The sequence below is a fragment of the Streptococcus sp. 1171_SSPC genome, assembly GCF_001069335.1.
Taxonomy (GTDB): Bacteria; Bacillota; Bacilli; order Lactobacillales; family Streptococcaceae; genus Streptococcus; species Streptococcus xiaochunlingii.
Genome location: NZ_JWAK01000017.1, coordinates 180,614 through 203,079, shown reverse-complemented (window position 1 = coordinate 203,079; position 22,466 = coordinate 180,614). Strand labels below are relative to the sequence as shown.

The 22,466-nt window shown below is 42.9% G+C and carries 22 protein-coding genes and 1 other annotated feature; of the genes, 18 read left to right on the top strand and 4 right to left on the bottom strand.

The window, feature by feature from the left end:
* Window positions 1-189 precede the first annotated feature (189 nt).
* Window positions 190-633, bottom strand: a complete 444-nt coding sequence (locus ADF75_RS03855; RefSeq protein WP_048789207.1) for a DUF1694 domain-containing protein — start codon at window positions 631-633, stop codon at window positions 190-192.
* Between the two features lie 186 nt (window positions 634-819).
* On the opposite strand from ADF75_RS03855, the gene eno reads away from it, so the two are divergent.
* Window positions 820-2,124 carry a surface-displayed alpha-enolase gene (eno, locus tag ADF75_RS03850; RefSeq protein WP_006597394.1) on the top strand — a complete coding sequence of 435 codons (1,305 nt, stop codon included), beginning with the start codon at window positions 820-822 and terminating at the stop codon, window positions 2,122-2,124.
* A 102-nt stretch (window positions 2,125-2,226) separates the two neighbouring features.
* Here the strand turns inward: eno and ADF75_RS03845 are convergent, their stop codons facing one another.
* On the bottom strand, window positions 2,227-2,412 hold the full coding sequence (locus ADF75_RS03845) for a hypothetical protein (RefSeq protein ID WP_023023803.1): 186 nt from the start codon (window positions 2,410-2,412) through the stop codon (window positions 2,227-2,229).
* A gap of 76 nt (window positions 2,413-2,488) precedes the next feature.
* Window positions 2,489-3,499, bottom strand: coding sequence for a lactonase family protein (locus tag ADF75_RS03840; protein WP_048789206.1), 1,011 nt, complete (start codon window positions 3,497-3,499; stop codon window positions 2,489-2,491).
* 174 nt (window positions 3,500-3,673) lie between these two features.
* Here ADF75_RS03840 and ADF75_RS03835 point away from each other — a divergent pair, with 174 nt between their 5' ends.
* The 3 genes from ADF75_RS03835 (at window position 3,674) to budA (ending at window position 6,935) form a co-directional block, all read left to right on the top strand.
* Window positions 3,674-4,843 (top strand): AI-2E family transporter, encoded by a 1,170-nt coding sequence (locus tag ADF75_RS03835; protein ID WP_048789205.1) that lies wholly within the window; start codon window positions 3,674-3,676, stop codon window positions 4,841-4,843.
* Window positions 4,833-6,071, top strand: a complete 1,239-nt coding sequence (locus tag ADF75_RS03830; RefSeq protein ID WP_048789204.1) for a tetratricopeptide repeat protein — start codon at window positions 4,833-4,835, stop codon at window positions 6,069-6,071. Before ADF75_RS03835 ends, ADF75_RS03830 begins: the two co-directional genes overlap by 11 nt.
* Window positions 6,072-6,218: 147 nt before the next feature.
* Window positions 6,219-6,935, top strand: a complete 717-nt coding sequence (gene budA, locus ADF75_RS03825; protein ID WP_048789215.1) for an acetolactate decarboxylase — start codon at window positions 6,219-6,221, stop codon at window positions 6,933-6,935.
* Between the two features lie 40 nt (window positions 6,936-6,975).
* Here the strand turns inward: budA and ADF75_RS03820 are convergent, their stop codons facing one another.
* The gene (locus ADF75_RS03820) at window positions 6,976-8,637 is read right to left on the bottom strand and encodes an Rqc2 family fibronectin-binding protein (RefSeq protein ID WP_048789203.1); all 1,662 of its coding nucleotides are present in this window, start codon (window positions 8,635-8,637) and stop codon (window positions 6,976-6,978) included.
* Between the two features lie 180 nt (window positions 8,638-8,817).
* Window positions 8,818-9,052 (top strand) — a binding site (T-box leader).
* Window positions 9,053-9,184: 132 nt separating this feature from the next.
* Between ADF75_RS03820 and trpX the strand changes: the two genes are divergently transcribed.
* The 14 genes from trpX (at window position 9,185) to ADF75_RS03750 (ending at window position 22,411) form a co-directional block, all read left to right on the top strand.
* On the top strand, window positions 9,185-10,189 hold the full coding sequence (trpX, locus tag ADF75_RS03815; RefSeq protein ID WP_048789202.1) for a tryptophan ABC transporter substrate-binding protein: 1,005 nt from the start codon (window positions 9,185-9,187) through the stop codon (window positions 10,187-10,189).
* Window positions 10,190-10,313: 124 nt separating this feature from the next.
* Window positions 10,314-10,733, top strand: coding sequence for a chromosome partitioning protein ParB (locus tag ADF75_RS03810; RefSeq protein ID WP_048789201.1), 420 nt, complete (start codon window positions 10,314-10,316; stop codon window positions 10,731-10,733).
* Between the two features lie 313 nt (window positions 10,734-11,046).
* On the top strand, window positions 11,047-12,093 hold the full coding sequence (pheS, locus tag ADF75_RS03805; protein ID WP_048789200.1) for a phenylalanine--tRNA ligase subunit alpha: 1,047 nt from the start codon (window positions 11,047-11,049) through the stop codon (window positions 12,091-12,093).
* A 2-nt stretch (window positions 12,094-12,095) separates the two neighbouring features.
* Complete coding sequence (locus ADF75_RS03800; protein ID WP_048789199.1) at window positions 12,096-12,611, top strand: GNAT family N-acetyltransferase; 516 nt, start codon at window positions 12,096-12,098, stop codon at window positions 12,609-12,611.
* A gap of 157 nt (window positions 12,612-12,768) precedes the next feature.
* Window positions 12,769-15,174, top strand: coding sequence for a phenylalanine--tRNA ligase subunit beta (pheT, locus tag ADF75_RS03795; RefSeq protein ID WP_048789198.1), 2,406 nt, complete (start codon window positions 12,769-12,771; stop codon window positions 15,172-15,174).
* 235 nt (window positions 15,175-15,409) lie between these two features.
* Window positions 15,410-15,718, top strand: coding sequence for a hypothetical protein (locus tag ADF75_RS03790; protein ID WP_048789197.1), 309 nt, complete (start codon window positions 15,410-15,412; stop codon window positions 15,716-15,718).
* Between the two features lie 13 nt (window positions 15,719-15,731).
* Window positions 15,732-15,941, top strand: a complete 210-nt coding sequence (locus tag ADF75_RS03785) for a helix-turn-helix transcriptional regulator (RefSeq protein WP_048789196.1) — start codon at window positions 15,732-15,734, stop codon at window positions 15,939-15,941.
* Window positions 15,938-16,717 (top strand): DUF3169 family protein, encoded by a 780-nt coding sequence (locus tag ADF75_RS03780; RefSeq protein WP_082162649.1) that lies wholly within the window; start codon window positions 15,938-15,940, stop codon window positions 16,715-16,717. Before ADF75_RS03785 ends, ADF75_RS03780 begins: the two co-directional genes overlap by 4 nt.
* Before the next feature lie 11 nt (window positions 16,718-16,728).
* Window positions 16,729-17,622, top strand: a complete 894-nt coding sequence (locus tag ADF75_RS03775; protein WP_048789195.1) for an ABC transporter ATP-binding protein — start codon at window positions 16,729-16,731, stop codon at window positions 17,620-17,622.
* Complete coding sequence (locus ADF75_RS03770) at window positions 17,619-18,833, top strand: ABC transporter permease (RefSeq protein WP_048789194.1); 1,215 nt, start codon at window positions 17,619-17,621, stop codon at window positions 18,831-18,833. The genes ADF75_RS03775 and ADF75_RS03770 overlap by 4 nt, the downstream gene beginning before the upstream one ends.
* Before the next feature lie 104 nt (window positions 18,834-18,937).
* Complete coding sequence (locus ADF75_RS03765) at window positions 18,938-19,861, top strand: aldo/keto reductase (protein ID WP_048789193.1); 924 nt, start codon at window positions 18,938-18,940, stop codon at window positions 19,859-19,861.
* A gap of 148 nt (window positions 19,862-20,009) precedes the next feature.
* Entirely contained in the window at window positions 20,010-20,585 is a 576-nt protein-coding gene (locus tag ADF75_RS03760) for a TetR/AcrR family transcriptional regulator (RefSeq protein WP_048789192.1), read from the top strand.
* Complete coding sequence (locus tag ADF75_RS03755; protein WP_048789191.1) at window positions 20,582-21,262, top strand: ABC transporter ATP-binding protein; 681 nt, start codon at window positions 20,582-20,584, stop codon at window positions 21,260-21,262. The genes ADF75_RS03760 and ADF75_RS03755 overlap by 4 nt, the downstream gene beginning before the upstream one ends.
* 3 nt (window positions 21,263-21,265) lie before the next feature.
* Window positions 21,266-22,411, top strand: coding sequence for an FtsX-like permease family protein (locus tag ADF75_RS03750; RefSeq protein WP_048789190.1), 1,146 nt, complete (start codon window positions 21,266-21,268; stop codon window positions 22,409-22,411).
* The last annotated feature ends 55 nt before the right edge of the window (window positions 22,412-22,466 follow it).

The window sequence follows — 22,466 nt, the reverse complement described above, 5'->3', positions numbered from 1 at the left end:
ATGTTTCAGGCATTTTTCTCACAGCGGAAAGTTTTTGATCTTCGTAAATAACTAAAAATTAAAAGTCATTTTTGATAATCATCTAACTGTTTTATGTAAAACAATAGCTTGTCTACATACTCAAGCGGTTAAACCGCTTTATTCCATCTAATGTTTAATACTAATAAAAAGTCTAAGGGACAGCTCTGATCAACCAAACCATTTTTTCCAAAGGGAAGGTTTGGTCGGTTTCTTTTCTTCCTCCCAGAGATCCGCAAAAGTAGAACGGAGGTCCTTGTCAGTAGTGGTAACTGGTGCATCTGTATGAATCACGAGCCCAAAAGGAGAGGAGTCGTGTTCCTCCGAAACAATAGTAGCCTGGCAACCAAATTCTTTTGCTTGTTTTAGATAGCTCAACTGGACGCTAGAATCAACATTTGGAGAAATCTTGACAAAGAGAGGGCTAGCTTGTTCATTCAAGCTTTCCAGCACCTTCAAAAAGCCCTTCTGAAGCTGAGGACTATTGCTTGTTTTTAAATCGGCATATCCTAGAACGCGCTCTTCAAACGTACCTAGAAAGCGACGTTGTTCATCAGGATTTAATTTTAGGCCACCGTTAGCCTTTTCCATAATTTCTTTAGATAGATCAGTCATAAGAATAGTATATCATACTTTAGGTTGAAAATGCCAAACGAATAAAGGCTGTTCCAAACAAAAAGAAAGCGATTTCTTGATAAAGTTAAGGAAAATCTGCACAAAGATAACGTTTTTTCTTGAAAAACGCGTATTTTTAAGGTATCATAGAGGTGTAAAAAATTTAAACTCAAAGGAGAGTAAGAAATGTCAATTATTACTGATGTTTACGCTCGCGAAGTCCTAGACTCACGCGGTAACCCAACACTTGAAGTAGAAGTTTATACTGAATCAGGTGCTTTCGGACGTGGTATGGTTCCATCTGGAGCTTCTACTGGTGAACACGAAGCAGTTGAACTTCGCGACGGTGACAAATCTCGTTACGGTGGTCTTGGAACTCAAAAAGCTGTTGACAATGTAAACAACATCATTGCTGAAGCAATCATCGGTTACGATGTTCGTGATCAACAAGCTATTGACCGTGCAATGATCGCTCTTGACGGTACTCCTAACAAAGGTAAATTGGGTGCGAACGCAATCCTTGGTGTGTCTATCGCTGTAGCTCGTGCTGCTGCTGACTACCTTGAAATCCCACTTTACAGCTACCTTGGTGGATTCAACACTAAAGTTCTTCCAACTCCAATGATGAACATCATCAACGGTGGTTCTCACTCAGATGCTCCAATTGCTTTCCAAGAGTTTATGATCTTGCCAGTTGGTGCACCTACATTTAAAGAAGCTCTTCGTTACGGTGCTGAAATCTTCCACGCTCTTAAGAAAATCCTTAAATCTCGTGGTCTTGAAACAGCCGTAGGTGATGAAGGTGGATTCGCTCCTCGTTTCGAAGGAACTGAAGATGGTGTTGAAACTATCCTTGCTGCGATCGAAGCTGCTGGATATGTACCAGGTAAAGACGTATTCATCGGATTTGACTGTGCATCATCAGAATTCTACGATAAAGAACGTAAAGTCTACGACTACACTAAATTCGAAGGTGAAGGCGCTGCTGTTCGTACATCTGCAGAACAAATCGACTACCTTGAAGAATTGGTTAACAAATACCCAATCATCACTATCGAAGATGGTATGGATGAAAACGACTGGGAAGGTTGGAAAGCTCTTACTGAACGTCTTGGTAAGAAAGTTCAATTGGTTGGTGACGACTTCTTCGTAACTAACACTGACTACCTTGCACGTGGTATCCAAGAAGGTGCTGCTAACTCAATCCTTATCAAAGTTAACCAAATCGGTACACTTACTGAAACTTTCGAAGCTATCGAAATGGCTAAAGAAGCTGGTTACACTGCTGTTGTATCACACCGTTCAGGTGAAACTGAAGATTCAACAATCGCTGACATCGCAGTTGCAACAAACGCAGGACAAATCAAGACTGGTTCACTTTCACGTACAGACCGTATCGCTAAATACAACCAATTGCTTCGTATCGAAGACCAACTTGGTGAAGTAGCTGAATACCGTGGATTGAAATCATTCTACAACCTTAAAAAATAATCTAGTTAACTAGATATAAAAGATCCTTGAGTTTTCTTAAGGATCTTTTTGTTATCGGGCCAAACAAAAAATCCTCAACTATCTAGTTGAGGAATCGTTTTATTAGAACAAGCCTTTGATTTTATCTACAGCACCGCTGACTAGATCGTTTCCAGCAACAAGTGCTTTCGCTTGTTCTAAGTAGTCACCAAGGTTATCCTTGTTGTCATCGATGAATTTTTTAGCAGCATCGAAATCTTTCTTTTCGATCATTTCTTTGACTTGGTTAAACAAATCCATTGGGTTCATGAGGTTTCTCCTATAAACTATTTATTATTATCACTATTTAATCATTTTTCAACCAAACTAGCAAGCGTTTTGATTCTTAGTTGAAGAGGGCGCAAACTGCCTCTGGTACGTAGAAATCATGGCTCAATTCAGTCAATCTACCACTCGCCTTGTCGCGTTTAAAAACAGTAGCATTGTCTGAATCTTGATGGACTGCAATGAGGTATTCTTGATCAGGACTAAGAATGAAATCGCGTGGATTGAGTCCATTGGTTGGAACGATTTCAAGAAGCACTAGGCTACCATCTGCCAATATTTCATAGACTGCAATGGAGTTATGGGACCGATTAGAGGCATAGAGGAATTTCCCATCCTCGGAGAGGCGAATAGCAGCAGCCCATTTTTGACCTTCATAATCTTCTGGTAGGGTGGAGATGGTTTGGAAATGTTCAAAGTAGCCAAGTCCATCATAGAAAAGGACATCGATGGTGGCGTTTAATTCATTAATCAGGTAAGCCGTCTTGTAATGAGTATGGAAAATGATATGACGCGGACCAGCACCTGGAGCAGTTTGGTAGGTTTGAGCTTGCGTCAGTTTCCCAAGATCATCGACTTGGTAGACCACGACTTGATCAGTCCCCAAATCACAAGTAATAAGCAGTTTATCAGGAGTGAGATCTGCATAATGAACATGGGGACTAGCTTGGTTTTCGTGAGGTCCAGAACCCTGATGAGTGGCTTGATCGACCAAGGTCAAATGACCATCCTCATGAATGCGATAAGAGAGGACTTGCCCCTTGTGATAGTTAGCTCCATAGACCAATCCACGCGCTTCATCAACAGAGACATAACAGAGGGGGGCTCCTTCCTCGACCACGTGATTAATCAACTGGTGGTCAGGGTTAAAGCTCGCAATGCCACCAAGACCCTCTTCGGCTCCCACACTGTATAAGAAACCAGCTTTTGAAAAAGCGAGATAGGTTGGATTTGGCTCTTGCGCAACTAGTTTCAAGTCGCTAAGCTGACCAGTTCTTTCATCGAAGGAAGCTTTGTAAATTCCTTTGGAGTCTCGTTTGGTATAGGTTCCGAAATAAATATCTTGCATCACATGCACCTCGACTTTGTTGATAGCTCCATTATATCAGAAAAGAAGGGGATGGAAAACGATTAGGTGAAGGATTGAGGAGTTCAGGAACAAAATGTACCTCACCTTTGGCTATACCGTGAAATTATGAACTAAAAATGCTAAAATAAAAACAGATTGAAAACGAAGGAGATTCCTGTGGAACATAAAGAAAAAGATTTTAGTTTATCCTGGTTTTTTAAATGGTTTGTTGATAATAAGGCCATTACTGTTTTCCTAGTAGCCTTGCTAATTGGATTAAATATTTTAGTTCTGAGCAAGATTAGTTTTATTTTTACACCCCTGTTAGAGTTTGGAGCAGCGGTCATGCTGCCCGTCATTATTTCGGGGCTCCTCTATTATTTGTTAAATCCAATTGTCGACTTTTTGGAAAGGCATCGGGTTAAGCGGATTATTGCGATTTCTATCGTCTTCATCTTGATTGCCCTTCTCATTTTATGGGGCTTGGCCGTTGCTATTCCAGCCATTCAGCGTCAGTTGCTCAGTTTTATGAAGAATCTGCCAGATTACTTGGAAAAGGCCAATATGACCATTGATGATTTCTTAGATAACAAAGTGTCGCCAGAAATCAAGCCTCAACTGGATGAATGGACCAGCCAGTTGTCGCAAAATATTACCAGTTGGGCGAGTTCTTTCTCTGCCAGTGCAGTCAACTGGGTCAGCAATCTGATTGCTGTTGCCTCTCAGGTCATTATCGCTTTAATTATCATGCCGTTCATCGTCTTCTATCTCTTGAGAGATGGAAAGAACCTGAAAGGGCAGATCATTCGCTTTTTACCAACCAAGATTCGTGAATCAGCAGGCAAGGTGCTGTCTGATGTCAATACACAATTAGCCAATTATGTCAGAGGTCAGATCACTGTTGCCATCATCGTAGCTTTGATGTTCATTCTTTTGTTTAAGATTATTGGGCTTCGTTATGCTGTAACACTTGGTGTAACCGCTGGTTTCCTGAACTTGATTCCATACTTGGGGAGTTTCTTGGCTATGCTCCCAGCTTTAGTTTTAGGCTTGGTAGCAGGACCAGAGATGTTTGTCAAAGTTGTTATTGTCTTTATTGTTGAGCAAACCATCGAGGGACGTTTCGTTTCCCCACTTGTCTTGGGTAGTCAGCTCAATATCCACCCGATCACGATTCTGTTTGTATTGATTACTTCAGGTTCTATGTTTGGAATCTGGGGAGTCTTCTTAGGAATCCCAGTTTACGCTTCAGCTAAAGTAGTCATCAGTGCTCTATTTGAGTGGTACAAAGATGTCAGTGGCTTGTACGAAAAGGACGAAATTGAGGAAATTCAACGTGAAGAATAGTCAAAAAATTCTAGAAGCAATTGAGAAACAAGAGTTAGATCGCTTGCCGGCTTATTTGGAGAAAGCTTTGCTAGAAGACGATCCAGAAACCTTGTTAGAATTGGGCCAGTATTTTGAAAGTATTGGTTTTTATCCTGAAGCCAAGCAAACCTACTTGCATCTAAGAGATGATTATCCAGAGGTCTATCTGAGTCTAGCGACCATTGTAGCCGAGGATGGTCTAATGGAAGAAGCCTTTGCTTATTTGGAAGAAATCCCTGAAAGTTCGGAATGGTATCTCGCTAGTCTCCTAGTCAAGGCGGATCTCTACCAAAGTGAGGGGCTTGCAGATGTGGCTCGAGAAAAGCTGATGGAAGCAGCGACTCTTTCGGATGACCCCATCATTCAGCTTGGCTTGGCAGAGATTGATCTGGAACTCGAAAATTACCAAGAAGCCATTCAAGAATATGCTCAGTTAGACAACCGTCTCATTTTAGAAGAAACAGGCATTTCCACCTATCAGCGGATCGGCTATGCTTATGCGAATCTAGGTCGGTTTGAGGCTGCCATTGAGTTTTTAGAAAAGGCCTTGGAAATCGAGTTTGATGACCAGATTGCCTTTGAATTGGCAACCCTTCTCTATGACCGAGAAGAGTATCAACGGGCGCTGATCTACTTCAAGCAGATTGACACACTGTCACCAGATTTTGAAGGGTATGAATACGGCTATGCCTTGGCTCTACAAGCTGAGAATGACCGAAAAACAGCGCTAGCGATAGCAGAGCAGGGGATTCAAAAGAATCCTTTCGACGCCTACCTCCTCCTTCTAGCTTCCCAGTTGGCCTACGAGTTGCACCAGCCAGAAAAGGCAGAAAACTATCTGTTAGAAGCCAAAGAAGTAGCTGAGGACCTCGAAGATATCGCCCTTCGCCTAACAACCCTTTATTTGGAACAGGAACGCTATGAAGACGTCCTTGAATGGCAAGAAGTGGAAGTGGAGAATGTCGTCACCCGCTGGAATATTGCTCGTGCCTTGGTAGCACTCGAAGAGGTTGAAAAAGCAGATCCAATCTATGAAGAGCTCTACCCAGATTTGAAAGAAAATCCAGAGTTCTTAGAAAGCTATAGCTATCTCTTGAGAGAGTTGGGGGATATTGCAAAAGCCCGGGAAGTGGCAGAAGGCTATTTGCAGCTAGTGCCAGATGATGGGCAAATGCAAGCTTTCTATGAGAGCTTGCTAGAAGAATAAGAGTTTGGCTCTTGTGGGAGTGGGACTAGGAACAAGTTTTATCATTGTTCTATCCCACTCTTTTTAATCAGTCTTTCTGTTATTGTCCCTGAGAATATGGTATACTGGAAGGGCTAAAAAGAAGACAAGATGAATGAGGGAGAAAAAATGGAACCGGTGAAATTGTTTCAATACAATACCTTGGGGGCTTTGATGGCAGGTCTCTATGGGGGATCCTTTACCATTAAAGAATTACTGGAGCATGGAGATTTAGGAATTGGGACCTTGGACTCAATCGATGGCGAATTGATTGTCTTAGATGGTAAGGCCTATCAAGCTAAGGGTTCAGGAGAGGAGCCGGAGATTGTGGAAGTATCTCCAGATGCGACCGTTCCTTATGCGGCCATTGTTCCCCATCAGGCCGAAGTGATTTTTCGGCAACGCTTTGAAATGACAGATGAGGAGTTAGAGGCTCGCATTGAATCTTATTACGATGGTGAAAATCTGTTTCGTTCGATTAAGATTCATGGTGATTTTGCCACAATGCATGTGCGCATGATTCCCAAATCGACCTCGGAAACCAAATTTGCAGATGTGGCGACCCATCAGCCAGAATTTACACGAGAAAATGTTACAGGAACCATTGTTGGTTTTTGGACGCCAGAGATGTTTCATGGGGTCAGTGTAGCAGGCTATCACCTTCACTTTATCTCAGATGACCATACCTTCGGGGGGCATGTCATGGATTTTGTCATCAAAGAGGGCATCGTCGAAGTTGGAGCCATTGATCAATTGGACCAACGCTTTCCTGTCCAGGACCGCCAGTATCTCTTTGCCAAGTTTAATGTTGACCAGGTCAAAGAGGATATCCACAAATCAGAATAAAACAAAAGGGCTGAGATGAATCTCAGTCCTTTTACGTTGTCTACTCGCTGATGCGCATAGATTTGATCTTTTCTTCTTCAGGGGTGACCCGTAGGGTTTTTTGACCGGTATAGGTTACAAAGCCAGGTTTTCCTCCGGTTGGTTTGTTGAGTTTTTTGGTTTCAATCATGTCGACTTGGACCAGATTGGAGAGGCGTCCCTTAGAGAAATAGGCTGCCAGCTCAGCTGCATCGGTTTTGACCTCATCGGAAGGGTTGAGGTTACCTGTAATGACCACGTGACTACCTGGAATATCCTTAGCGTGGAACCAGAGTTCGTCCTTTTTAGCCATTTTGAAGGTCAATTCTTCGTTTTGAAGATTATTCCGGCCGACCAGAATAATGGTCTTGCCGTCTGAGGCTAAGTACTTCTCTGGTTTTTTCCGTTTGTGGATCTTTTCTCGGTTGCGTCGTTTGATAAAGCCTGTTTGGATCAGCTCTTCGCGAATCTCGGCTACTTCAGAAAGGCTGGCTTGGGCCAGAGCAGTTTCGACTGTTTCCAGGTAGGAGATGCTTTCCTTGGTTTCCTGGATGAGAGAGGTCAAATGTTTGACGGCCTCTTTTAGCTTTTGGTAGCGCTTGAAGTAGCGTTGAGCATTTTGACTGGGGGTCAAGGCTTTATCCAAGGCAATGGTAATAGGCTGGTTGGTATAGTAGTTGTCTAAGGTGACTTGGTCTTGATCATTTGGGACTTGATGGAGGAAAGTAGTAAGCAGTTCGCCTTTTTGACGGAACTCTTCGGCATTTTCTGTCGCTGCCAGTTCGGCTTCCTGTTTGGCCAATTTTTTCCGGTTCTTTTCTAGGTCATTGTCCACCTTGCGGATGAGTTCCCCAGCTTGTTGCTGGATCCGGTCGCGTTCAGCCTTGTCCAAGTAGTAGTGGTCAAGTAGATCTGATAAAGTCTCAAAGGTCTCCTCCTGGCTATCAGCAAAAGCGAGAGCAGCAAAAGATTTTTTCGTTAGACGGGGATCTGTTGGAGCTTCAAAGAATGCTCGGAAGGTTTTTAATTTTTCTCCGCTTTCTAATCGACTGGCTAATTCTTGAGCAGTATCTCGACCAATACCCTGGAAATGGGTTTGAAGGTTTTTAGGTGTCAACTCTTCTCGGTGAAGAAAGGCGAATAAGGCTTCGTCTTTGATGGTAAAGGGGTTGACCGCTTCGGTTTTTGGAGGAGCTACATAGGTAGAACCTGGCAAGATGGTCCGGTAGCTGTTTTGAGAGAAGCCCACATGCTTGATTGCTTCGATGATTTTTCCAGTTGCCTTGTCCAGAAGAATGATATTGCTGTGCTTACCCATGATTTCAATAATCAGGGTTACAGATATATCATCTCCAATCTCATTTTTATTAGAGACGGCAATTTCTAAAATACGGTCATTCTCCAGTTGCTGGATCTGCTCAATGACTGCCCCTTGGAGATACTTGCGCATGACCATGATAAAGGTATTAGGGAAGGCAGGATTCTCAAAATTGGTCTGAGTCCGTTGGATCCGACCAAAAACAGAGTGGGAAGACAGCAAGAGTTTTTGATTCTTGCGATTGCTACGAATTTGTAAAACCAACTCTTGTTCAAAGGGTTGGTTAATTTTTTGGATGCGACCATATAGGAGTTCGCTTTGTAATTCATTCACCATATGGTGTAAAAAAAATCCATCAAAAGACATGGGGTTCCTCAACATTCTAGACTAATTCTAGTAAATTATATCAAAAAAGTGCCTGAAAACCCAGTAAGAAGGCGGTTTTCAATCCTTGTAAAAGCATCCGTTAGAAAATGAATTTTCAGGAAATGACGAACGTTTTCAAAAAAAACATAAAAAAGTATTGACAAGGCTTACGGAAACATTTACAATGGATTCAATTAGAAAAGTAATAAATGAAAATTTAATAGAGAGCTCACGGTTGGTGGAAGTGGGTAGTGGACATTTATGAAATTGGACTAATGATGAGATGAATTTGAAACAATAAAAATTCGGTCGGCACACCTTATCGTGCAACTTGTTGCTAGACAAGACAGAGATATGGGAGGAGTTTATCCATTTTCCCATAAGTGAGGTGGCACCGCGATGACACGTCCTCACATAGCTATAGCTATGTGTGGGCGTGTTTTTTGTTTCAAAAAGAAGGGAGAAAAGAAGATGAAGAAACGATGGCGACTCAGTCTTTAACAAAGAAGCGAAAAAACGAAAAAAATAAATAATTGAGGTAAAAAATATGAAAAACAAACGTGTATTGGGAATGATCGGTGCTTTGCTAGCTATTATTTTAGTAGCTGTTGTTTATCCAATGTTAAACAATAAAAATGATGCCAATAAAGCAGATGGAACTAAAAAGGTAAAAGTCGGTGTCTTACAGTTGGTCAGCCACCCATCGCTAGACGAAATCTACAAGGGGATTCAAGATGGCTTGGCTGAAGAAGGCTACGATAAGGACAAGATTGAGATCGAATTCCTCAATGCGGAAGGAGACCAAAACAAGGTTGCAACCATGAGCAAGCAATTGGTCCAAAACAACAACGACGTCTTGATTGGAATCGCAACCCCATCTGCTCAAGGTTTGGCTAGTGCGACTAAGGACAAACCAATCGTCATGGGTGCTATCACAGACCCAGTCGGCGCTAACTTGGTCAAAGATTTGAAAAAACCAGGTGGCAATATCACAGGAGTATCTGACCACAACCCAACGGAACAACAGTTGAAGTTGATCAAAGAGTTGACTCCTAACGTGAAAACAATCGGGGTTCTTTACTCAACCAGTGAAGATAATTCTAAAACGCAAGTAGAAGAATTTACAAAATTGGCTGAAAAAGCAGGCTACAAGGTGGTTCCTTATTCAGTCCCTTCTACAAATGAAATTGCTTCAACGGTTTCTGTCATGACTGGTAAAGTAGATGCCATCTGGGTTCCAATCGACAACACCATCGCTTCAGCCTTCTCAACGGTAGTCGAAGCAAACAAAACAGCTAAAAAACCAATCTTCCCAAGTGCGACAGCCATGGTCGAAGCTGGTGGTTTAGGTTCAGTCGTTGTCGACCAACATGATCTTGGAGTGGCAACTGGTAAAATGGCTGCGAAAATCTTGAAAGGTCAAAAACCAGCGGATACACCAGTCGAAATCTTTACAGATGGTAAATCTGTCATCAACAAAAAAGTAGCAGAAGAATTAGGCATTACCATCCCAGAATCTGTCTTGAAAGAAGCTGGACAAGTCATCGAATAAAAACAAAACGAATAACAAGAATGGCAGAGGAATTTGGCTTTGGCAGGTCTTTAAATCCTGACCTTTAAAAAAGTTCACCAGTACCCAGGACCAGCTTATTTTACTCTTGGTAGAGGAGAAAGAATTGAAAATCAAAATAACAGATCTTCATCCGACCCAACTATATTTATCAGAAAAGAAGTTACATGATATCCAGATGCTTGATCAATCGGCGGAAATAATCAATGTTGATCCAATTAGTATTCTTGCGTTTGGAAATTGCTTCTTGATTACAGACGGGCATCACAGAGCTTATCAGGCTTTATTGGCAGGTCGGGATACGATTTCTGCTGAGTTTGATAAAGATGGTGGTGATGAAATTTATCATCTCTATGCGCAAGCTTGTGAGGAAAGAAAGATATCCTCTGTTATGGATTTAAAACATCATATCTTAGCTCAAGATGAGTATGAAGCAAAATGGTATAACTGGTGTGATGGTTTTAACCAAGCAGCAACTCTTCTATTGAAAAGGAAAGCAGATGAAACAGACAAGGCAAATAAATAATGCCCTGCGTCTTGTTTTTTTGTCTATTGAAATTAGTCTCATCTAACTTGTTTTTTAACTAAAAATCTGATAAACTAGAATGTAATTGAATAGAAATCTGCAAGACTAGTACCTCAAGGGAAGTGCAACAGGGAGAAGAGCCGTGACTGAAAGCTCTTTGCATGAAAGCTGAGTGAATTCACTTGCGCAAGGATTTAGAAATTAAGGTCTGAGTTTCAGATAAAAGACGGATGGTACCGCGTGTCAACGCTCCGAATGTGGGTGTGGCGCGTGGTTTTTTCTATGTCTGAGTGAAGACCATGATGGAGGAAATATGTCAACGATTGAAGAACAACTAAAAGCGCTTCGGGAAGAAACGCTGGCAGCTTTGAAGCAGATCTCTGCTGAAAACGAAAAAGAGATGCAAGAGTTACGCGTCTCTGTCCTTGGGAAAAAAGGTTCCCTTACTGAAATCCTTAAAGGGATGAAAGATGTCTCTGCTGAAATGCGTCCGGTTATCGGAAAACACGTCAATGAAGCGCGTGATGTCTTGACGGCTGCCTTTGAAGAAACAGCCAAGCTCTTGGAAGAAAAGAAAGTCCAAGCTAAATTGGCTAGTGAAAGTATCGACGTGACCCTACCAGGACGTCCAGTCGCAAGTGGTCACCGTCATGTCTTGACCCAAACCAGTGAAGAAATCGAAGATATCTTTATCGGCATGGGCTACCAAGTCGTCGATGGGTTTGAAGTCGAAAAAGACTACTACAACTTTGAACGCATGAACCTTCCAAAAGATCACCCAGCGCGGGATATGCAGGACACCTTCTACATCACAGAAGAAATCTTGCTTCGGACCCACACATCACCAGTTCAGGCGCGTGCTATGGATGCGCATGACTTTAGCAAGGGGCCTTTGAAGATGATCTCTCCAGGGCGGGTCTTCCGTCGGGATACAGATGATGCGACCCACAGCCACCAATTCCATCAGATCGAAGGTTTGGTCGTTGGGAAGAATATTTCTATGGCAGACCTTCAAGGAACGCTTCAGTTGATCGTGCAAAAGATGTTTGGTGCAGAACGCCAAATCCGTCTGCGTCCTTCTTACTTCCCATTTACAGAGCCATCTGTTGAAGTAGATGTCTCTTGCTTCAAATGTGGTGGAGCGGGATGTAATGTATGTAAGAAGACCGGTTGGATCGAAATCATGGGGGCCGGTATGGTTCACCCACGCGTGCTTGAGATGAGTGGCATTGATTCAACAGTCTATTCAGGATTCGCCTTCGGACTTGGTCAGGAGCGTGTAGCCATGCTTCGTTATGGAATCAATGATATCCGTGGCTTCTATCAAGGAGATGTTCGCTTCTCAGAACAGTTTAAATAATCATGTTAGTTAGAGTAAAAATCGACCAGGCACAGACCTTGCGTGACCTAGAGGTGGAGACCTACCGGGATACCTTTGGTCCCTATATTGTTGAGAAAGATTTGGAAGATTACTTCTCTACCGTGCTCTCTTTGGAGCAAGTCGAGAAGGATCTGCTAGATCCAGAGTCCGAAACTTATTTTGTCCTCAATGAAGATCAAGAAATCTGTGGTTTTCTCAAGATCAACTGGGGTCAAGCGCAGACCGAGCCAGTAGAGATGGACAAGGCCTTTGAGATCCAACGGATCTATGTCAAAAAGGAATGGCATGGGGCTGGTTTTGGCAAGGAAATATTTACCTTTGCCCTGGATCAAGCCAAGAGCCGTGGCTTTGAGTGGGCCTGGCTAGGTGTCTGGGAACGCAACTTTAAGGCGCAAGATTTTTACTACCGTTTTGGATTTGAACGATTTAGTGAACACGAGTATCCTACCGGTGATACGGTTGATATTGACTGGTTGTTGAGAAAAAAATTGACCTAGAAGGAACAAGAAACTTCTATTCTAGAGAAGGGGAGGTTATGAGACCTTCCTAAGCTAGCCTCGAGCTGGAAAACACAAAATGAAAGGATCAAAACGAGGGTGGATGGAGATCTAGGAAAGATAACTAGATTTCTGCTTAGCCCTTGGTATCTTACATATGTTAGTTAGTTATAAATGGTTAAAAGAATTGGTGGACATTGATGTGCCATCAGATGAGTTGGCTGAAAAAATGTCAACCACAGGGATCGAAGTAGAAGGTGTGGAATCACCTGCTGCTGGTCTCTCAAAAATTGTCGTCGGAGAAGTTTTGTCTTGTGAAGATGTGCCAGAAACACACTTGCATGTCTGCCAAGTAAATGTGGGTGAAGAAGAAGCCCGTCAAATCGTCTGTGGAGCACCAAATGTGCGTGCAGGCATCAAGGTCATGGTAGCTCTTCCAGGTGCTCGCATTGCGGACAACTACAAGATCAAAAAAGGGAAAATCCGTGGCTTGGAGTCACTTGGGATGATCTGTTCCCTTGGTGAGTTGGGCATTTCTGACTCCGTTGTACCGAAGGAATTCGCAGATGGCATCCAAATCTTGCCAGAAGAAGCTGTTCCAGGTGAGGAAATCTTCTCTTACCTCGACTTGGATGATGAAATCATCGAGCTTTCTATCACACCTAACCGTGCAGACGCTCTTTCTATGCGTGGGGTAGCTTACGAAGTGGCAGCCATCTATGATAAGGCGGTTAATTTTAAGGAATTCAGTTTAACAGAAACAGACCAATCCGCAGCAGATGCTCTTTCTGTCAGCATTGACACAGACAAGGCTCCTTATTATGCGGCTCGTATCTTGGACAATGTGAACATCGCACCAAGTCCACAATGGTTGCAAAACCTCCTCATGAACGAAGGTATTCGTCCGATCAATAATGTGGTTGACGTGACCAACTATATCCTGCTTTACTTTGGTCAGCCTATGCATGCCTTTGACTTGGATACCTTCGAAGGAAACGATATCCGTGTGCGTGAAGCGCGTGCAGGTGAGAAATTGGTGACCTTGGATGGGGAAGAACGTGAGTTGGAAACAAGTGACCTCGTGATTACGGTTGCTGACAAACCAGTAGCCCTTGCAGGTGTCATGGGTGGTCAGGCTACAGAAATCTCTGAAAGCTCTAGTCGTGTTGTCCTTGAAGCAGCTGTCTTCAATGGCAAATCGATCCGTAAGACTAGCGGTCGCCTCAACCTTCGCTCTGAATCATCTTCTCGCTTTGAAAAAGGAATCAATGTGGCAACAGTCAATGAAGCCCTTGATGCGGCAGCGAGCATGATTGCTGAGCTTGCAGGTGCAACCGTGCGTAAGGGCATCGTTTCAGCAGGCCAGCTTGACACTTCTGATGTGGAAGTTTCTTCTACACTTGCAGACGTTAACCGTGTCCTCGGTACAGAGCTTTCCTACGCAGATGTCGAAGATGTCTTCCGTCGTCTTGGATTTGGTCTTTCTGGAAACGCTGAAGCCTTTACTGTCAGCGTTCCTCGTCGCCGTTGGGACATCACTATCGAAGCGGACCTTTTTGAAGAAATCGCACGTATCTATGGTTATGACCGCTTGCCAACCAGTCTTCCAAAAGACGATGGGACAGCAGGTGAGTTGACTGCGACACAAAAACTGCGTCGTCAAGTTCGGACTATTGCTGAAGGAGCAGGACTGACTGAGATCATTACCTACGCTCTGACAACTCCTGAAAAAGCGGTTGAATTTACGACTGCCCCAAGCAACTTAACAGAGCTCATGTGGCCAATGACAGTGGACCGCTCAGTCCTCCGTCAAAATATGGTTTCTGGTATTTTGGATACAGTTGCCTACAACGTAGCGCGTAAGAACAAAGACTTGGCTCTCTACGAGATTGGAAAAGTCTTTGAACAGACAGGAAATCCAAAAGAGGACTTGCCAAATGAAATCAACAGCTTTGCCTTTGCTTTGACTGGCTTAGTTGCTGAAAAAGACTTCCAGACTCCAGCTGTTCCAGTTGACTTCTTCTATGCTAAGGGAATTCTTGAAGCTCTCTTTGCTCGCTTGGGTCTTGAAGTATCTTATACAGCAACCTCTGAAATTGCTAGTCTTCACCCAGGACGTACAGCCTTGATCTCTCTCGGTGACCAAGTGCTTGGTTTTCTCGGGCAAGTACACCCTGTGACGGCTAAGGCTTATGACATTCCTGAGACTTATGTAGCTGAGCTTAACCTTTCAGCTATCGAAGCAGCCCTTCAACCAGCCGCTCCATTTGTGGAAATTACGAAGTTCCCAGCAGTCAGCCGTGATATCGCCCTTCTCCTCAAAGAAGAAGTGACTCACCAAGAAGTGGTCGATGCCATCCAAGCTGCAGGCGTGAAACGTTTGACAGATATCAAACTCTTTGACGTCTTCTCAGGTGAAAAACTGGGTATCGGAATGAAGTCCATGGCTTATAGCTTGACCTTCCAAAATCCAGAAGATAGCTTGACCGACGAAGAAGTCGCACGCTACATGGAGAAAATCCAAGCATCTCTCGAAGAAAAAGTAGACGCAGAAGTGCGTTAAATCTTAAAAAAATGAAACAGTTGAGAATTTCTTAGCTGTTTTTTTCTTACAGGATTTGTAAGTTATTGGCCTTGAAACCCTATTAAAATAGAGAAATTCCTTTAAGTACTCAAAATATCTATGTCAACCATCTTTCTATTTTTGACAAATATTTTTATTTTTTTGAAAAATATACTTGTCAAAAAGAAAAAGAAGTGTTACAATGATTTCAGTTGAAAGAAGAAGAGGAGTTGTTATGGACGCCATTTGGATTCTCATTATCCCTTTTCTGGTTATATTTTATACAAGCTCAGAAAAGAAGATTAAAAGGTTGAACAAGCGCATCAAAAGATTAGAAAAACAAGTGAAAGGAAATCAAGACATGTCTAGACTTTTAGAAGAATTGAAAGGCCAAACGGTCACGGTTACAGTGAATGGTTTTGGAACCGAATATGAAATTACGGATATCGATGAAGATTGGGTCAAATTGAGCCGTGAGAATAAGAAAAAAGAGAAGGAATTCAAATTAGTTCGCATCGAAGATATTCAAGGTATTCAACTATAAGGGGGCGAAAGCCATGATCTTAAAAAATCGACTGAAAGAGCTGAGGGCGCGTGATGGGCTCAACCAATCCGAGCTAGCTAAGCTAGCAGGGGTCTCGCGCCAGTCCATCAGTCTCTTGGAGCGGGGGGAATACACCCCTTCGGTTATCATTGCTATTACCATCGCCCTGATTTTCAAGGAACCGGTGGAGAATGTTTTTAGTCTAGTAGAGGGAGAAGAATGAAAGTGAAAAAGAAGTATAAAGAAAGGTCAGCCCGTTTTCGTTTTTGGAGAAACCTGGCCATGTTCCTTTTAGGAATAATCATTGGCTTTTTTAAAGTTTATTTTGGTTCAGATCATCCTATTGAAATCCAAAAACTATTTGATCGAGATATGCTCTATATAGGGTCAATCATTTTATATCTGGTGAGCTTCGGAATTGCGTCTACTTATCTCTTGTCGTCCCGCCAGTCTTATCAGATGATGGAGGAGACAGAAGATGAAGACGAAGCCTACCATTATGAAAGTCAAACGAGAAGGCTTTATGACTTGGCTGCGATTTTCAAAGGCGTCATGATTGTTCCCTATCTGTTAGTGCTCTTCTTTTCTTGCCAAAAACTAGTCTATGAAGATAAACTAACAGGCGTTTTTGGAAAAGATAGCATCCTGCTTATTTTCGTTGCTTTGCTCCTTCTTACTTTTGGACTGGAACATCAGTTTCGAAAAACCTTCAAACAGATTTATGGAAAAGCAATCCCACGAAATGCTAGTGGGGCAGAAGTCCGTGAATTAATAATGAGTATGATGGATGAAGCAGAGAAACAAATTTGCTATGAGGAGAACTTCGATATTGTCTTCAAATTAAGCAATTATGTCTTACCGATTTCCTTGATGTTGATATTCTTAGTCGGCATTACTTTCCAGGCAGATATCTTGTTAGCATTAGTAGTTGTATCATTAATTTATATCTATATCTTGGTCTCTCAGTACAAGATTACCAAACGTTACTATAAAGAGTAGAGGAGTTTTCTATGTTAGAAATCAGAAATTTAGAAAAGAGCTTTGGCAAAAAGCAAGTCTTGTTCGGCATTGACTTGACTGCGAAAAAAGGATCCATCTTAGGTTTGATTGGGAAGAACGGAGCAGGGAAGACGACCATCTTCCATAGTATCCTCCGCTTCCTTGACTACAGCGGTGATATCCAATTGGATGGCAAAGCAATCAGTCAAGAAACCTATAAGGAAATTGGATACCTGCCAGAAGAGCGGAGCCTTATGCCTAAGTTGACCATCTATGAGCAAGTTCGTTACCTTGCCAATCTCAAAGGCATGTCAACAGCTGAGGTCAAGGAGAAACTTCCGATCTGGATGGAAAAACTCCAAGTAAAAGGGAAATTAACCGATAAGATCAAGAGTCTCTCAAAAGGGAATCAGCAAAAGGTGCAATTGATTATTACCATGATCCATGAGCCAAAATTGATCATCCTAGATGAGCCTTTTAGTGGACTGGATCCTGTCAATACAGAAGTCCTCAAGCAGGTCATCTTTGAAGAAAAAGAACGCGGTGCGACCATTATCTTCTCAGACCACGTCATGACCAATGTGGAAGAACTCTGTGATGAGTTGGTCATGATCCGTGATGGATCTGTGATTCTTTCAGGTCCTGTACAAGAAGTTCGTAATAGCTTTGGCAAGACTCGTCTCTTTGTATCCAATGACTTCAGTAAAGAGGAGTTGGAAGTATTGCCTCATGTGACGAAAGTGACTATGACCAAGCAAGGTCTATGGAAGTTGGTCTTGGATGATGAGACAGCAGGTCCAGACCTCTTTGACCAGTTGACCAAGGGGCGCTATCTAGCAACCTTTGACCAACAAGCCCCAACCATTGATGAAATCTTTAAATTAGAATCAGGAGTAGAAGTATGAAACAGATGCTGATTGTTATCAAAGAAACTTATTTACGCCAAGTGAAATCATGGAGCTTTTTCCTGATGGTTCTTTCTCCCTTTCTCTTCATTGGATTGACGATCGGAATAAACTATTTCGTTGGCTCTTCTACCTCTGCTAAAAGCAACATCGCCTTGATTACAGATCAAGCTCCTGTCAAGGAAGGATTGAAAGACACCGATGGCTTGACCTTTGATTATAAGGATGAAGCAGCAGCTAAAAAGGCCATGAAAGAGGAAGAGATCAAAGGTATCCTCACAGTTGAAGAAAAGAATGGCCAGCTAGAGGCTCGATACCAGAGTGAGGATGCCATGAAGCCAGAGTTCAAATCAATCGTCATGGCAAAATTGAGTCAGGTCCAACAAATGCTCAATGTTTCTAAGGCAGACTTAAGCCAAGAGCAGTTAACAGCCCTTTCTCAACAGGTCTCATTGACTGAAAAAATTGATGAGAAGAAAGAAGGCCTGAAAATGGTGCAGACCATGGTAGCTGGAGGAATCGGTTTTCTTCTCTACATGATTCTGATCTTTTATTCAAGTATCACTGCTCAAGAGGTAGCCAGTGAAAAAGGGACCAAGATTATGGAAGTGGTCTTCTCAAGCATTCGCGCAACTCACTATTTCTATGCTCGTATGATTGGTCTATTCGGGGTGATTTTTACCCATATTGGTATCTATGCAGTAGGTTTGGGAGGCGTTTGGATCTTTAGAGATTCCATTCCGCTTGTGAAAGATATTTTATCACCAGACTCTCCTATTACTCAACATATTGGACAATCCATTTCCTTGAATACCTTCTTCTTTATCATTCTCGGAATCTTCATGTACGTGGTTCTCTCAGCTTTCTTAGGCTCAACAGTTGCTCGTCCTGAAGATACAGGGAAGGCCCTCTCTCCTCTGATGATGTTGGTGATGGTTGGATTCTTTGGAGTGACTACCTTGGGTAGCGCAGGAGATGTCCCACTATTGAAGATTGGATCTTACGTTCCATTCATTTCAACCTTCTTCATGCCATTCCGTACGATCAATGGCTATGCAAGTGGACTTGAATCATGGGGTTCATTCGGAATCGCCTTGGCCTTCACGCTCCTCGGCACTATGATTATTGGAAAAATCTATTCTAGCCTCATCTTACAAACGGATGACCTAGGCTTGGTCAAAACAGTTAAAAAAGCCTTGAGCTATCGCTAAAAGAGACACCTTCAGTAGATGCTGGAGGTGTTTTGACTTTCGAAAATCATTGCTGTTTGATCTTCTTTACATTATAATGAAAGTAGAATGAAAAGGAGGCGGACATGAACTATATTGAGTTTGCTGAAAATGAGCGTCTGTCCACGATTGTCCTTGGGATGATGCGAATCAGTCAGTTGAGTGAAGATGAGGTGGAGGCCTTGGTGGAGGCAGCCTTGTCAATTGGGATCAACACCTTTGACTTAGCAGATATCTATGGCGATGGCCAGTGTGAGGTCCTGCTGGGTAAGGTTCTCAAGCGTCGTCCGGATTTTCGGGACCAGATGTGGATCCAGTCCAAGTGTGGGATTCGCAAGGACGGCTTTACCTATTTTGATTTTTCCAAAGATTATATTTTGGATTCCGTTGATGGCATCCTCGAGCGTCTGCAGATCGAGCGCTTGGATAGCCTCCTCCTTCACCGACCGGATGCCCTCATGGAGCCTGAAGAGGTGGCGGAAGCTTTTGATCAGTTGGAGCAAGCGGGCAAGGTCCGTCATTTTGGGGTGTCCAATCAAAATCCCATGATGATGGAATTGCTTAAGACGGCTGTCAAACAACCTCTCAAGGTCAACCAGCTCCAGTTGAGTGCAGCCTTTACACCGAGCTTTGAAGCTGGTTTTCATGTCAACATGGAAGGCCCAAAAGCAGCTGTGCGAGATGGCAGTGTCTTTGAGTATTGTCGCTTAACTGATACGGTGATTCAAGCTTGGTCTGTCCTCCAGCATGGCTATTTCAAGGGGAATTTTGTCGGCAAAGAAGAGTTTGCGGCTCTGAATCATGTCCTTACTGACTTGGCGAAAAAATACCAAGTCACTCCGACAGCTATCGCCCTTGCTTGGGTCCTCCGCTATCCAGCGAAGATGCAGGCTGTCATCGGAACGACCAAGCCCCAGCATGTCCTTGAAGCAGGGAAAGCAGCAGAGGTGAATTTGACCCGCAAGGAATGGTACCAAATCTACTTGGCGGCGGGAAATGATTTGCCTTAGAATCTTGTTAGTAAACCAGATTCCACTCTTATCTGTGGACTGGTTTTTTGTTTTGTAGTTTTCAGATTTTTCTTGACAAGTCTTTCTTTTTTATGGTATTCTTTATGCAACAAGTGTTGCGCAACAAATGTTGCGTGAAAGGAGTCTTATGCCACCAAAGGTTAAATTCAGTAAAGAGGCTATCATTGGGATAGCTTTACAATTGGTGAGAGAAGAGGGCATGGCTAGTTTAACTGCTCGAGCATTAGCGGAGAAACTGGGAGCCACACCGAGAGTCATTTTTGGGCAATTTGCTAATATGTCCGAGTTACAAGCAGAGGTTATTGGTGCTGCGGAGATGGTCGTGGTGGAGTATATTCGCAAGGCCTTAGAAGATGAGAAACCTTTTCGATCTGTCGGGGTTGCTTATATCCTTTTCGCCTCAAAAGAACCCCAACTCTTTCAGTTGCTTTTCCAAAATCCTAGCAAAGATACGATTCGTCGCTTTCAAGATTTTCTCCCCATGAAGGATCATAGTTACCAATTGGTTCTGGATTCGATTGTTGCAGACTATCCTTTGACTGTAGAAGAGGCTAGTCGCTTGTACCAGCATCTATTTATCTACTCACACGGGATGGCCTCAATGGTTGCTTCTGGTATTTATCAGTTCAGCATGGAAGAAATGATTGGATTACTGACAGAGGTTTGTCAATCTCTCATCAAAGAAATGGTAGGAAAGAAATGATTCAACTAGAAAATGTGCACAAAAGTTACGGCCAAACCAAGGTTTTAAAGGGGATTGATTTGCAGATTCAGGACCAGGATGATGTGGTTATCCTCGGTCCTTCTGGATCGGGGAAATCAACTCTCTTAAATGTGTTATCAGGCTTAGAAAAGGTTGACGAGGGGCATATCCTCATTCAAGGACAAGATTTATCACAACTCACGGATGCTCAATTGACAACTTTTAGACGTGAGAAGATTGCCTTTATTTTCCAGCAGTATTATCTATTGCCGAATCTGACGGTTAGACAAAATGTAAAGATGGGAGCTGACCTGGCAAACAATCATGACTTTTTGCAGATCATAGAAGATTTGGGACTTGGCGATAAGCTAGACAAGTATCCGAGTGAATTGTCGGGTGGGGAACAGCAGAGAGTCTCCATTGCTCGGGCCTTGGCCAAAAAGCCAGAGATACTCTTCTTAGATGAGCCGACGGGAGCTCTCGATGAAGAAACAGGGCGAAAGATTCTAGACTATATCTGGAAATTGAAGGAAAAGCTGGGCTTTACCCTCATCATGGTGACGCACAACCAAAATATTGCGGATATGGCCAGAACCATCATTCGAGTCAATAGTGGCAAGATTACCGAAGTTGTGACCAATGATCAGCCTCAGACTGCTTATGAGATTGGATGGTAAGCCATGTTTTCAGTAAAAGATATTCGAAAATTAGTTGTCGTCAGCATCATTGGGGCTTGTGCGGTCTTTGTGGCCAATCTCTTCTTGAATTTTTACCTGGATATCGAACAGTTGGAGATTTCGAAAACCAATCCCATGATTCAGACCTATTATGATGCCCAGGTTTCGCTTTCCTGGATGGTGGCCATGGTCAGTGGGGTTGTCTTGTCCTTGACGTCGGTCCTTCTCATGTGTTTTTATATCAAACAATTTGTCGATGACCACAAGGAACAATTAGGAATTTTAAAGGCTTTGGGATACAGCAATGGCCAGTTAGCTAAACGGTTTTGGGTCTTTGGGCTCAGTTTTGGAGCTGGAGCGCTTCTTGGCTATTTCGCTTCTTTTCTTATGATGGGACATTTTTATGACTTTCGTAATGAGAAGGGGATCCTGCCAGAAATCACCATTCATTTTCATTGGCAGCTCCTTCTTGCCTTGGTGATACTGCCAACGAGCTTCTTTATGCTTCTCGCGATTGGTTATGCTAGAAGACAACTACAAACGCCGGCACTCCGCTTATTGAAAAAGTCCCCAATCCCAATCAAGGTCCAAAGGAGAAAGAGGACTCCTAAGAAAGAGAAGGCCTTCCTAAAAGAGCTGTCCTCATCGCTGATTTGGGGGAGAAAATCTATACTGTTTTTTGTAGTCTTTGGCTCTATGTGTTTTGCGGCCATGGTTCAATTGTCCTTTGGCCTCAGGGATTACACAGATGATATCATCCAAACCATGATGATCATGATTGGCTTGATCCTTTCTTTCTCGATACTCTTTTTGTCATTGGGGATTGTGGTCTCTGAAAGTCGCGAAACCTTGGCTCTTATGAAGGCTTTTGGCTACACCGATCGTGAATGCCAAGGTCATATTCTCTCTCCTTATCGTTTTTGGGCTTATTTAGGATTTGTTCTTGGGACAGCTTATCAATATGGCATCATGGAAATTTTGATTGGTGTGATCAAAGATACGGTTCCTGAAAAGATTGAGCATCACTTTGATGGGAATGTGTGCTTTTGGACCTTGATAGGTTTTGCTGTAGTTTACGAAAGCCTCTTTTATCTATCCAACAGAAAACTCCAAAAACAAACGATTAAAGAAGTGCTCTTAGCTGAATAAATAGAAAAGAGAGTGGGACAGAAATCGGTAATTCGTTAGAATTCGATTTCGTCGT